The organism is Candidatus Equadaptatus faecalis, from assembly GCA_018065065.1.
GTDB lineage: Bacteria > Synergistota > Synergistia > Synergistales > Synergistaceae > Equadaptatus > Equadaptatus faecalis.
In genome coordinates this window covers 1-13,623 of sequence record JAGHTZ010000079.1, presented here as the reverse complement: position 1 = coordinate 13,623, position 13,623 = coordinate 1, and the positions used below count along the sequence as shown (strand labels likewise).

Genomic DNA, 13,623 nt, shown 5'->3' with positions numbered 1-13,623 from the left:
ACGTTAAGCGCTTCGGCAGCCCTTAAATCCATTCCCGCGGAACCTTCTGTTGCGTACTGCGGAAGGACAGTGCCTTCCGCAGTTTTAACTTTTACCGTAATTTCTTTCATTTACTTTCTCTCAAAACGGCGGACAGGTTTATGTTCGCTTTTTTTGAAATCTCCATCGCGGTGCGGAGCCTTGTCGCGTTTCGGCGCAGGCGTGCTTTCAGGGAATGCGGCGTATTTGATTTCGCGCGCTTTCTCTATTTCAATCTGTTCGGTGTATTCCGGATTCTGCGCAAGTGAGTCAAAGCCCGGAATAAGCGGCTTGCGGGTGAGGTTCACTCTGCCCATGTCATCTATTTCCTTGACCTGAACAAGCACCTTATCGCCGATTTCAAACGCGTCTTCGATTTTCGGCACTCTGCGCGTTGTAATTTCACCGACGTGGAGCATTCCTTCCTTGCCGGGAAGCACTTCAACGAACGCGCCGAAGGAAAGCATTCTCGTTACGGTTCCTATAAACATTTCGCCGACTTCGGCTTCCCTGACTATGTCGTTTATCATCTTGCGAGCAGCTTCCGCACAGTCAAGGTTTACCGCCGCAATGTGAATAATACCGCTGTCTTCAACATCAACCTTAGCACCGGAAACTGCGACTATGTTGCGGATTACTTTTCCGCCGCTGCCTATTACGTCGCGGATTTTCTCAGGGTCAATAGACATTGTTATTATTTTCGGGGCTGTCGGCGCTATTTCAGGACGCGGTTCGCTGATTGCCGCGTCCATTATGTCAAGTATCTGCATTCTGCCTTTTTTAGCCTGCGCGAGCGCTTCGACAAGCACCTGGCGTGTGATGCCGCCGGCTTTGTTGTCCATTTGCAGCGCCGTAATTCCGTCGCGCGTTCCGGCAACCTTGAAGTCCATGTCTCCGTAATGGTCTTCAAGTCCCTGAATGTCTGTCAGGATATTATAGTTTTTGCCGTCTGAAACAAGTCCCATAGCTATACCGGCAACCTGTTTTTTAATGGGAACACCCGCCGCCATCATTGAAAGGCTTCCGCTGCATACGCTTGCCATTGAGCTTGAGCCGTTGGATTCAAGAATGTCCGAGACCTGACGTACTACGTACGGGAAATCTTCTTCTGCCGGGAACATCGGACGAAGCGCACGCTCCGCAAGGGCGCCGTGTCCTATTTCCCTGCGTCCTGGACCTCTCATCGGTTTGATTTCGCCGACTGAATACGGCGGGAAATTGTAATGAAGGATAAATCTCTTCGCAGGTTCGTCAAGTTTGAGGCCGTCAAGTATCTGGTCATCTGCGCCAATCATACCAAGCGTCGTTACTCCGAGAGACTGAGTTTCGCCGCGCGTAAAGAGCGCCGAGCCGTGCGTCATTGTAAGGATGTCAACTTCGCAGGTTATTTTGCGAAGCTCGTCCATTGCACGTCCGTCTGAGCGTTTTTTCTCTTCAAGCAGAAGCTTGCGGACGTTGTCTTTAACCATGCCTTCCATAACCGTGGCGATATATTTTTCGGAATCGGGATGGCTTTCGGCAAAGTGTTCTTCGGCTTTCTGCTGCGCTTCGGCAAGAGCCGTCCCGCGTGCCATTTTCTCATGAATCTGCACTGCTTCGTAAATGTCTTTTTCGACGTTTTCTTTCATCCATGCGTCAATTTCTTCTATTTTCTGCGGTTCAGGAAGAACAACCTTCGTTTTGCCGACTTTTGCGCAGATTTCGTCTATGAAATCGACGATTTTAACAATAGCTTCGCTTGCAAGCTGGAGCGCGTCAACCATCTTGTCTTCGGTAAGCTCGTTGGCGCCAGCTTCGACCATGGTAATTCCGCCGCGGTGTCCCGCGACCGTCAGGTCAAGCGTACTGCGGGGCATATCGGCTTCGTCAGGGTTGACGACAAGTTCCCCGTCCAGGCAGCCTATGCGCACTGCGCCTATAGGTCCGTTCCACGGAATATCCGACATGGCAAGCGCAAGTGACGCGCCGTTAATTCCGAGAATATTCGCAGGATTGACCTGGTCAACAGACATAACCGTTGCGACAACGTGTACGTCGTTTCTCATCCAGTCTTCAAAAAGCGAACGAATTGAACGGTCAATCACGCGTCCGCTGAGAGTTGCCGCTTCCGACGGACGGCCTTCTCTTTTGATGAAACCGCCGGGCACTTTGCCTGCGGCATAATAACGTTCTTCGTAATCAACAAGCAGCGGGAAGAAATCAAGTCCTTCCCTTGCCTTTGACGACATAACAGCCGTTACCAATACTTCCGTGTTGCCGTGCCTTGCCAAAACTGCCGCGTTTGCCTGTTTTGCAAGGCGTCCCGTTTCGAATGCGAGCTTCTTTCCGTAAAAGTCAAGCTCAAAAATCTCTTTCATCTGTCCTTTTTCCTCCTGTTTTCAACTTCAACCACAAGATAATACCACAAAAATAAAAAAAACGAAGGCTTTTCAGCCTTCGTTTGCAAAATTTGCCGTTTTTTACCGCTTCGGTAAAATTAGTGGCGGAGTCCGAGACGTTTGATAAGGTTCTGATAGCGGTTAAAGTCTCTGCTCTTAAGATACTGAAGAAGTTTGCGGCGTTTGCCGACAAGTATGAGAAGTCCGCGACCTGAATGGAAATCTTTTTTGTGGATTTTCATGTGTTCCGTGAGTTCTCTGATACGCGCAGTAAGGATTGCGACCTGGACTTCTGTTGAGCCGGTGTCGCCCTCATGCGTTTTGTACTCTTCGATGATAGCTTGTTTCTTCTCCTGATCGATCATTTCAATCACTCCTGTAGGCCGTTTTCGCCTGATGTCCAAGAACACAGAAGAGCGTACGGAGCGCCAATCCGTGTAAAAGGCTCGGATATATTATCAGATTTGTCCGAATATGGCAAGTCCTGAAAAACCGCTGCGGATATTTTCTGCCCTACGCCGCGCGGCACTCTGTCTTATCAGTAACTTATTCTCTCAAGATGGTAGATATTGCCGTCTTCGTCGCCTTCGCTGCGTCCGAGCGGTGTTCTTGTAATATTGTATTTTTGCAGCTCAGGATTGAGCTGCGCCATAAATAAATCCGTGTTTATTCCGTTCTGTCTGGCGATGCAGATTACAAGCTTATTTGTTCTTTGGTCTGCAAGAATGGACCTAAGTCTGCCCGCGTTTTCACGGAAAGCTTCCGCGGGAAAAATTGTCAAGCTTCTGTAGTGCGACAGATAATACATATCCTTAGGAATAAGGTTGATGTAGAAACACAGGCAGTCTGCGTCACTGTACAGCTGCTGGATAAAAAGCTGCTGTTTATATTCCCTGTAAAGAAATCTGCTGTCCCAGTCTGTACAAAACCAGCTTCCGGCTGTAACGCACAAAGCAAGAATTACCGTGAGAATTTTCGCGGCTTCACCGCTCAGCAGTCTGTCGAGTGCGGTAAAAACAGCGGTAGAAATCACACAAAGCAGTACTGCAAAAATCGGGTACATATATTTTATGTCTCCGTACACGCCTGCGTTCAAAATCGGCGTTAATTTTGATACAATCAGAAAATATAACGCAGAGGCAATCATAACCAGCGAATATTTTTGGCGAGACAGCACTGCAATTTTTTCTTTTAATGCAGTTTCGTCTTTTTTTACAAAGCGGACGTAAGCAGCGGAAAATATGATAACAGCAATAAACAGCGGCAGCATTTTCCCGAACAGATCCCCGCTGATTACCTGCCAATAGGCAGCAAGGCGCAGAGGATAATCGGACATTGACATGGCGTTCGGCATAAATTCCGAAGTTCCGCGCGCACCGTGAAAAATATGCGTGTAAATCGCTGGGAACACTGCGCAGGCAGCAAGACCTCCGCAAATCTGCGCCGCGCTGAAACATGCCGTTCCTTTCCAGTCTCTATGGCAAAGGCGCTGTATGCCGAACACTATTGAAAGCAGGACCATATAAAATACGCAGTAATAATGCGTCAGAGCGCCAAGGAACGTCACAACGGCAATTTTCACGCAGAATTTCCGTGTAATCTCCTGATCTGTCTGCTTTAAGAACAAATAGGTCTGGAGTGTGACAAAAAAAGTTGCCATAACGTACATTCTCAGACAGGCAAAAGAATTCAGCATCGCAGAAGAAAACACGAGCATTAGAGAAACTGCGGAAAGTATAAATTTACTGTCTGTAAGCTGCCTGACGAGTTTTCTTGAAACAAAAAGTATCCCAAGAGCAAAAAACAGGTTTATTACTCCTGCAAACCACATAGAGAACGCACCGGGGAAGAAAGAGCATATCGTATGCAGCAGCGTATAATAAAGCGGCGGATGGGTGTCGTCTGCCTGATTTTTCCATACGTTCGCGTAATTAAAAGAACCTCCGTGCGGCACGGAATTCACACGGGCAAACGCAGATGAAGCGGGAATATAGGGAATGCCCGGCATAACTTTCATCCTTGTCTCATTGCCGATAACATTTTTAGCCAGATAATTCATCTTAACTTCAACTTCATTGTTATTGGCAAGGCAATAGGAAAGAAATTCATCCTGAAAATACGCCATCTTGTGAGACAGCGTAAAAATTATCAGAACCGAAAAAACCGCATAAAGACATATCGCAGATAATCTGCCCTTAAAAATGTTTAGTATGCCGCTGTTATTAATTTTCATAATTTCACCTGTTTTCACAATTTGTTTTATCAATTATATATACCGGTCTGTTCTTGGTTTCCATATAGGTTTTTGCCATGTACTGACCGAGGATTCCTGTACAGAGAAGCTGCACGCCGCCGGTTGTAAGAAGCACGCACATCGTTGACGCCCAGCCTTGTATGGGGTCACCGTATATCAGCTTGCGCAGGACGACAAACATTATGGCAAGAAACGCCAGCAGACAAAGCAGAAGCCCGAATGCCGTCGCCAGCACAAGCGGAACGGTCGAAAAGGCGATTATTGCATCAACTGCGTACAGAGTAAGCTTCCAAAACGACCATTTTGTCTCCCCCGCCGCACGCTCTACGTTTTCAAATTCTATCCATTTGTTTTTAAAACCTACCCAGCAGAAAATTCCTTTGCTGAAACGGTTGTATTCTTTCAAAGAAAGTACAGCGCTGACAAATTTTCTGTTCATAAGTCTGTAATCCCTTGCGCCGTCCACCAGCTCTATTTTAGAAATTTTCGCAATCAGGCGATAAAAACATCTTGCAAAAAAAGACCGTATCGGCGGCTCTCCCCTGCGTGTTACGCGCCGCGCGGCGGCAGAATCGCAGCCGTCTTCAGCAACCGCCTTGTACATTTCAGGCAGAAGTGTCAGCGGGTCCTGCAAATCAGCGTCCATTACAGCCGTTAAATCGCCGTCTGCTTTCTGCAGTCCGGCGTATATCGCCGCTTCCTTGCCGAAATTTCTGGAAAACGAAATATATTTTACTCTGTTGTCTTTTTCTGAAAGTTCCTGCATAACCTCAAAAGTCGAATCCTTTGAACCGTCGTCAACAAATATCAACTCAAACGTCTGACCTTTCAATTCTTCGGACGTTTCGCACAATTTACAGAACTCTCTGTAGAACAATGGCAGACTTTCCTGTTCGTTATAACACGGAACAACAACGGATATTTTCAAAGCAGTTTCCCTCCCTGCTTAAAATATTTTAGCATGTCGTCAGGCAAGGGCGCAATAAAGGCTGCCTCTGAAAGTCCGCCAAGTCTTTCGTCGGCAGGAAACACAACTCTGTATGCGTGAAGCAGCGTTCTTGCTGATCTTCCTGAACCGCTGCCGTATTTCCTGTCGCCAAGCACAGGATAACCAGCGGCTGAAAAATGTACCCGTATCTGGTGCGTGCGCCCCGTTACAAGCCGCACTTCGGCACAGCTTAAGCCGTTTCCGCAGGCAAGCCTTTTGTAAAGCGTCAGAGCAGACTGCCCTCTGCTGTCAACTTTTACGGTGTTTGTGTCAGGGTCTTTCAGCAGCGGGAAGTCAATTCTTCCCTGCTCCGGCAAAGCTCCTTCAACAACGGTGCGGTATATCTTTTCAATTCTTTTTTCGCGTATGAGTTCAGAAAGCAGTCTTTGGAATTTGCCGCTCAAAGCGGCAATGACAATTCCAGAGGTATTTCTGTCAAGCCGCTGTACCGTTGACGGGCGAAAATCAGTCCTTTTCCATTCAAGCTCTGCCATAACACGGGTGTAGACAGAGTCTGCGCCCTTTACATCAGGCTGTGTCAGAAGTCCAGCGGGTTTGTTGATTATCCAGACATTTTCGTCGCGGTATAACGTTTCAAGCTTTGGAACCGCGCTGTTTCGCACGGACAGGGACGCTTCCTGACGCACAGGCTTGTCGCTCCACGGCAGCTGAATAAATTGTCCGGTTTTTACCCTCGTGTCGGGAGAAACTTTTCTTGCGTCAAGACGGACTTCTCCCTTGCGGAGCGCTTTCATTACCGCCGAAAGCGGAATTTGAGGAAACATTGACCGGAGCAGCCGGTCAACCCTTCTGTCCTCCTGATCCTCGGTGACGTGAAACTCAAATCCCATTTTTATATATTCCAGAAACGTCTCTGCGTCGCGTTGTTCCAGTTTGAAATTTTTTCGTCTTCTTTCATGTCCTTGACTGAATCATGCCAGCAGAACATTCTGAAATCAAGCTCGTCAGCGGAAGAAACAATCATGGCCTCCGCAGTCTCGGGCACCACGGGCGAACCGTATTCGCGAAGCCCGTGATGACTGATTATAATATGCGCAAGCTGCAGTCTTAATTTTTCGTCAAGCGGATATTTTTCGCAAAGCTTTTCAAACATCGTGTAACCGAGCGCAACGTGGTCAATAACCGCGCCTTCAATCGTAATTTCAGGCATCGCGTTCATCTTGTAGGCACGGAGTTTGCCGATATCGTGAAGCAGGGCGCCGGCAACGGCTATATCCGAATCCACATCGTAATTTGACCGTTTCATTGCCTCCGCCTCTCCCTTGGCGCAGTCCGCTACGGAAATTGAATGTTCGGCGAGCCCGTTGGCGTACGCATGGTGGTTTGAAACAGCCGCCGGCCAGCTGAAAAATTCCGACAGCATTTCATCGGCAAAAACGGCACGCAGAAAATCAGCAATTTCCTTTCCGCAGCCGCTTACAAGCTCTTCAAAGCGTTCCCTAAGCTTTTCTGAAGAAACAGGCGATTTCGGCATATATTCCGCCGGGGCAAAGCTTTTTTGATTAAGAAGCGTTATTTTGTTGAAATTAAACTGCTGCTGCCCCTTGTATTCCGCAACCTTTCCGTCTATCCCGACCGTACAGCCCTCAATACCGTCAATTTTGCTGTCTTCAAGCCGTTCTGCGGGCATCGTGAGATCACAGTTGTCAGCCGAACGGTCAAACCACGCGGCGTCCGACCATATTTTAGCGTCAATGCCTCCGAAACTGTCTATTGCAGTCATTTCATAATATTTTCTTCCGTTTTTGTCCGTTCTTGAAACAAGATTTCTGACGACAAAAATCGCCTTGAAAATTTCCCCTGATTTAAGTTTTTTAATCTCCGGACTCGTTAAAAGCGACACGGCACATCCCTCCGTAAATTTATTTACAACTGATATTTTATCATACAACTAAAATTGCGCACGGTAAGTTATAATAAATGCAGTATAAATTTCGGAGGCTGACATGAACGACATCATAACGGCACTGGCAACGGCATACGGCGAAAGCGGAATAGCGATTGTAAGAATTTCGGGGGAAGGCTCCGCCGCGCTTGCGGAACGGCTGCTTTGCGGCAGAAAAAAGCTTTCGGAATATCCGCCGCGCACAATGCGGCTTTTCACACTCTGCGATAACGCTGAAGCCTTTGATGAAGCTCTTGCCGTCCGTTTTGAAAAAGGCTCAAGCTACACGGGCGAAGAAAGCGTTGAAATACAGTGCCACGGCGGAATGCTTCCGGCGCAGAAATGCATTGAAATTTTATGCGAAAACGGGGCGGGAATCGCACAGCCAGGGGAATTTACAAAACGCGCGTTCCTGAACGGAAGGCTTGATTTGTCGCAGGCGGAAGCGGTACTCGGCATAATAAAAGCAAAAAGCGGCGAGGCGCTTGCCGCCTCTGAAAGGACGCTGCAGGGAAAATTTACGGAAGAAATAAAAAAATTTCTTGAACTCCTTACAACTCTCGCGGCGCAGCTTGAAGTCAACATAGACTTTCCGGAAGACGACACAGGGCTTCTGCCGGCAGAAGAATTTGCGGCAGAAATCTCGGACGCCGTCTCATACGGAAACGAAATAATTTCGCGCTGCCGCACGGGAATGCTTCTCAGGGAAGGCATAAACGCCGCCATAGCGGGAAAGCCCAACGTCGGCAAATCTTCTCTGCTGAACGCTCTGCTTCACGAAGAACGCGCAATCGTTACCGAAATTCCGGGCACAACGCGCGACAAAATTGAAGAGCAGTTCCTGCACAAGGGAATATCGGTGCGGATAACAGACACGGCAGGAATAAGAAACACCGAAGACAAAATCGAAGCAATAGGCATACAAACCGCATTAAAAGCCGTCAGCGACGCTGACATCGTAATATGGCTGCTTGACTCAAGCCGTGAATTTTCCGAAGAAGATACGAAAATCAGAAAAGAACTTGAAGGCAAAAAATATATTACGGTACTCAACAAATGCGACCTGCCGCAGAAAATATCGGAACAAGAATTCGCGAAAAGCGAAATTCTGCGAATTTCGGCGGCAACCGGCGAAGGCATAGAAACGCTGAAAGACAAAATAATTGCCCTCGTTTCTAACGGTGCGATACTTGCGGAAAGTTACGGCGTTTCGTCCCGTCAGCTCGAATGTCTTAACCTTGCTGTCAATTCTCTTAAAAACGCGATTGAAGCGCTCAATTCAGGACTTGGAGACGACGTTACCGCGGACTGCGTTGCAACCGCCCGCAGACACGCTGCTTCCCTGCTCGGACTTGACCCTGCTGAAAAACTGCTTGATACAGTATTTTCAGATTTCTGCGTAGGGAAATAGGCTGAAATCGCAGGTCTTCTTTTTCGTTTCGCTCTAAATCAAGCAGCTTGGGAGAAAAATCCCAAGCCGCTTTGTTTTTTCAAAAGTCTGTGGTCAAATCTTATTTGAAGATAAACCCGTTAATACCTGCTGCTTTTAGCTGCCTAAGCACCGCCTGCGGATTGTCCCCGTCGTCAACAAAAGTTCTGTAATAGGTTCTGCCTTTCACAACGCCCTCTCCTACAAAAGCATCATAGCCTTTGGCAGAGAGTTTGTCCGCAAGCCTCTGCGAATCGCTTCTTCTCGCTGAAGAAAACACCTGAATATTCTTGCCGGAGACAGGCTTCTGTACAACGGCTGTTTTTGTTTCAGGCTTCTGCGAAACATTTGCTTTTGCCGCTTTTGTTTCAGGCTTCGGCTGTTCTGCTTTCGTTTGTTCAATCCTCGGCTGTACCGTTTTCACCGGCTGTTTCTGTTCGAACACGGGAGCAGGCTTTGCCCCGTTGTTCTCAAGTTTTTCAACTCTTTCAAGCAGTTTGCGGATAACTTCGTCCTGTGCCGCCATTTTCGCAGTCTGCTCCGCGTTTTCAGCCGAGAGGTTGACTATCTGATTTTTCAGCACCCTGTTTTCTTCGTTGACGAACTGCACCTGTTTTCTCAGCTCAGCGCGTGTCGCCATGGTGTTGCCCTTGCCGAATTTCAGGCTGAAACCGACGTTGTAGGCGTTCTGACTGTCGTTTCCGTTGCTTATTGATGTTGACGCGGAGAGCATCATATTCGGGTTCGGCTTGTAGGCAAGTCCTATCGCTTCCGCGCTCGCGCCTCTGTAACCGCCGTATGCCACCGCTCCGACAAGTTTGTCGCCTTCTTCGCCGCTCGGCTCAACATAGTGCAGTCCTGCTAACGCTGCCGATATCGCTCCGACTTCGCGGATTTCCTGCGAATTAGCGCTGATTTCGCTTTGCAGGTATCTTTCAGCAGTCTGTGCCCTTAATGTTTCTTCTGTTACAGACTGTTCAACAAGTTTATATACCTGTCCGCCGTTGACCGCTTCTTTTGAGCCTTCAGCTATTGTTCCATCCGCTACGTGGATTATTTTGCGTTCTTTGCCTTCCGCTCCCACGGATACTACGTTGTCTTCTTCTGCCATCGATCCGTTTCCGAGTATTACGCTGTTGTTCGCCATTACAGGCTTTTCAGCCGTTCCTACACTGCTGCCGAGTACAAAGGTGTTGTCCGCTTTCACATAGTTGCCGCTGCCTATCGCAAACGTGTTTCCGCCGGAGGTTTCTGTTTTGAGAATTTCATTGTCGTTGCCTATCGCATAGCTTCCGTCAGCGTAGACTTTGTTCGGGTCTCCGAAGGCTCCTGAACCACTGCCTTCCACTATATTGCCGAAGCCTACCGCCGTTGAGCGTTCACCGCCCGCGACGTTGCCCCAGCCTACCGCTGTTGCTCCGGCTGCCTCCGCTTTTGCAATATCCGCACTATTGTAGTTGTTTGCCGCAACAACGTCGTCTATCGGCTTGAGCGCCGCGTCAAGCGCTTTTAGGTTGGACGCTGTCGCCGTGTCTTTTGAGATGTAGCTTCCGTCTGCCCCGTTTCTGAGTTCCGCATAGAGTTTGCTTCCGCTGACTGCTTTTTTGTCGCTGGAAGCTACTTCTCCACTGGTAGTTATTTCTACCGTATTGGCTTTGAATTCCGCAGATCCGCCTGTCAGCGCAGTTATCGCGTCTGTGTTTGTTTTAACCTGCGTGTCAAGCGCTTTCAGGTTGGTGTTGACACTGTTCGCTTCCGCTATGTACGTGCCGCTCTGTTTTGCGCCTATCGCCGTGTCAAGCGCGACAAGGTTTTCCGCTGCCGTGTTCGCGGCTTTGACGTAGTTTTTGTCCGCGTCAACTCTTGTTTCTCCGAATATGTCGCCAATGTTTGCCGCGTTCGTTCCGTTTGCAGTAAGCGGTCCGCCGCTTGCCACGTTGACGATTTTTCTTTCAGTGCCCGCCGCGCCTACGGATATTGTATTCGCTTCGTCTGCCACGGAGCCGCTGCCGAGGGCGACAGAGTTCGTTGCTGTGCTGTTTACGACCGCGCCTTTGCCGAGAGCAACAAACTTGTCTGATACAAACGCGCCGTTGGTTGTTATCTGTTTGTCCGTTGCTATCGCTGCCGTTTCCGCGTTGACAAAGCCGGTTACGGTTGTGTTTTCGTTTGCATTCAGTTCGGCTATTGTCGTGCCGCCGAATACTTCGCCGTTTCCTGTTCCGACTGTAACTTTGGTGTCGTATTTCGCGCTTTCAAAGCCGAGTTTGAAATTGTTTCCGAGGCTGGCGGTCAAGCCTTTGTCCGCGTAGGCTGCGGTAAGCACGCCTTCGTTTTTCGTTATAGTGCCTTTGTGGATTGCGTAGCCTTCGGAGAGTTCTGAGGCGTAGTCTGTTTCTTTGTCGCCGTTTGCCTGTTCGGCATAGACGTACATTGTGTATTCGCCGTCGGCAAGGGTGGAGGTCGCGCTGTTTATGTCTATTGCTTTGTTTGTTTCAGACATATTGCCGGAGATTTTTGCGTAGTTGACGAGGTTGCCGCTTCCGTCCTTCGCTACTGCCGACACGTAATTTGCCCTGCCTTCCGTGATAGCCTGCGCGTCGTAGGCTATAACCGGGTTTGACCAGCTGCTTGTGTAATGTCCGCTTGTCAAATCCATTGTCCCGCCTGCGCCTGCGGCAGCGGCAACGTCGTCCAGACCTGTGTTTCTCTGCGTCACGCTCACGTTTGTCGGCGCTTTTATGCCTGTCGGATTTGTCGTTTCGTTGTACGCATCTTTCAGCGTCAGTTTCCAGCCGTTTGAACCGGTGTACGTGTTGTCCAGCCCAAACGCGCCGACGCAAGCGTCGGCACCCTTGCCGCCTACGGCGGCGGATAAAAGCAAAACCGATTACTGATTCAGGTTTAAAGCCGCACGGGCCGTGCGATAGCCGTCGGTGACGGAGCCGACGTAGCTGTGGCCGTCGTTATCGATGTAGTACTCACTGACGGCGGTGCTGCCGGGCGAGCGGTGCCACCAATACGAAGTACCATCAGTGACGAGCGCCGTCGAGCTGTTGCCGTACATCTTCACGTTTTTAGCCATTTCTGTCGCGGTCATTTCTCTTGTGGGTGTAGTGCCTGTACCGTTCGCAAAGCCGTAATCGGGGTTCATTGCTTCTTCTATGCTCAGCAGGAAGATTTTGTCCGTGGAACTTACCGTGCTGTTGTCGTGGCTTCCTCCCGCCGCGTGTGTCGTGTCCGCTATCGCCGCGTATTCTTTCGCGTTAAACGCGTCTCCCGCAAAGCCGCTGTCTGCCGTTGTGTTGTTCAGCGTTGTGCGGATTTCTGATGATATACCGTTGGCATCGTCTCCCCATACGTTTTTGTTTGCAGTTACACTAGTTGAGTTAAACTGATCCGCGTACAGCCCTTGGTCGGACAGAAGGGAGGTTTTGCCGCTTCCGTTTGACAGGACGCGCCATTTTATGCCCTCGTAGTTATAACTTTCTTTAGCGTCTGTTGCTCCGCTGCCTTTGTAGCTCTGCCAGTAATTGCCGAAATAGATTGTTGAGGCGTTGCCTTTTGCCATTCCACCGTTGCCACCCTGTATGCTCGTTATGTCTGCAAGTCCCGCAGCCATCGCCGGCGCTGCCGTTGCGAAGATGAAGGATATAAGCATTAGGGCTGTTGCAAGTTTTCTGAAATTCCTCATTTTGTTTTCCCCCTGAATGATTTATTTATCGTGCTTCATAAAAAATTTATGACAACAAAAAATACGCCGTGATTTGGCACGCCGTTAAGTTTGCAAAATTATAGTCGGTAAATGGAATTTCAGGAATAAAGGAGAGGCAAGAAACGCAAAATCTTTCCTCAGAAGGAGAGAGGTCTGTCTGTCTGTCTGTCTGTCTGTCTGTCTAACGTCGCTTCGCTCCAATGACGAATGACAAATGACGAATTACGAATGAAAAAACTTTTAGAACCGTTAAGAGCATTTGGACAGCTAATAGCAAAACTGCTAAAAACAGACTTTTTGTTGAACATTTCTACCCCTCCCTTCCTGTGATTTTTTGTTTTGTGAACGTTAGTTCATTTTACAGAACATTCCCCCGTACCCAAACCTTACGGAATGTATTCCGCGACTTTCGGACATTTTACAGCATTATCGCCTGTTGCGCAAGAAGTTTTTTTTACAAAATTTCTTCTTCTTGCGTACCGTCCGCAGGTTTTGCGCAGATCCAGTGACTTTTTCTTTTCACTAACGGGCAAAGCCCGCGAAGCCGCTGGACACTGCGCAAGCCCTTTGGGCTTCGCAGTGAGACGGTGAAGAAAAAACTTACCGCTTAATGCTTATGGCTTACAGCTTTTCGCTCGCCGCTTATGGCTTTTTTCCTTCCTGCCGTTATTATAGCACTTCCAAGAGAATTTACACCTTACACCAATTTTGTGATTTTTCGCATTTTTTCGAGGTGAGAGGTGTTATTTTCTGCAGTTAATTTTCTTTATTTTCCGCAGCGCGGATTTATTAAGCTCTTTTTCGGAAAAAAGCCAGCTGTAGGAGAAAAACACATGTCCGAATATATTTTTATTCTCAACACAGTCTTTAACCTGCCTAAATATAACCTCGTCGCCTTTTGCCCATTCATCGCGGTCAGGTTTCCGCGCAATTCC

Annotated in this window: 10 protein-coding genes; 1 reads left to right on the top strand and 9 read right to left on the bottom strand. The window is 48.6% G+C overall.

What is annotated here, in order from left to right:
• Positions 1–110 precede the first annotated feature (110 nt).
• The 6 genes from KBS54_06405 to KBS54_06380 form a co-directional block, all read right to left on the bottom strand.
• On the bottom strand, positions 111–2,375 hold the full coding sequence (locus KBS54_06405; protein ID MBQ0055755.1) for a polyribonucleotide nucleotidyltransferase: 2,265 nt from the start codon (positions 2,373–2,375) through the stop codon (positions 111–113).
• 119 nt (positions 2,376–2,494) lie between these two features.
• Entirely contained in the window at positions 2,495–2,761 is a 267-nt protein-coding gene (gene rpsO / locus KBS54_06400; protein MBQ0055754.1) for a 30S ribosomal protein S15, read from the bottom strand.
• Positions 2,762–2,934: 173 nt separating this feature from the next.
• A complete protein-coding gene (locus tag KBS54_06395) occupies positions 2,935–4,521 on the bottom strand; it encodes a hypothetical protein (protein ID MBQ0055753.1) in 1,587 nt (528 codons plus the stop codon).
• Between the two features lie 112 nt (positions 4,522–4,633).
• On the bottom strand, positions 4,634–5,578 hold the full coding sequence (locus KBS54_06390; GenBank protein ID MBQ0055752.1) for a glycosyltransferase family 2 protein: 945 nt from the start codon (positions 5,576–5,578) through the stop codon (positions 4,634–4,636).
• A complete protein-coding gene (locus KBS54_06385) occupies positions 5,575–6,489 on the bottom strand; it encodes an RluA family pseudouridine synthase (protein ID MBQ0055751.1) in 915 nt (304 codons plus the stop codon). Before KBS54_06385 ends, KBS54_06390 begins: the two co-directional genes overlap by 4 nt.
• 2 nt (positions 6,490–6,491) lie before the next feature.
• On the bottom strand, positions 6,492–7,502 hold the full coding sequence (locus tag KBS54_06380) for an HD domain-containing protein (GenBank protein ID MBQ0055750.1): 1,011 nt from the start codon (positions 7,500–7,502) through the stop codon (positions 6,492–6,494).
• A gap of 103 nt (positions 7,503–7,605) precedes the next feature.
• On the opposite strand from KBS54_06380, the gene mnmE reads away from it, so the two are divergent.
• Entirely contained in the window at positions 7,606–8,955 is a 1,350-nt protein-coding gene (gene mnmE, locus KBS54_06375; protein ID MBQ0055749.1) for a tRNA uridine-5-carboxymethylaminomethyl(34) synthesis GTPase MnmE, read from the top strand.
• 100 nt (positions 8,956–9,055) lie between these two features.
• On the opposite strand, the gene KBS54_06370 is transcribed toward mnmE, so the two are convergent.
• From KBS54_06370 to KBS54_06360, 3 genes are all read right to left on the bottom strand, one after another.
• Positions 9,056–11,857: an SPOR domain-containing protein gene (locus KBS54_06370; GenBank protein ID MBQ0055748.1), complete on the bottom strand. Its 2,802-nt coding sequence runs from the start codon at positions 11,855–11,857 to the stop codon at positions 9,056–9,058.
• 6 nt (positions 11,858–11,863) lie between these two features.
• Complete coding sequence (locus tag KBS54_06365; protein MBQ0055747.1) at positions 11,864–12,667, bottom strand: hypothetical protein; 804 nt, start codon at positions 12,665–12,667, stop codon at positions 11,864–11,866.
• 764 nt (positions 12,668–13,431) lie between these two features.
• On the bottom strand, positions 13,432–13,623 hold a 192-nt coding region (locus tag KBS54_06360; GenBank protein ID MBQ0055746.1), incomplete at its 5' end, for a hypothetical protein.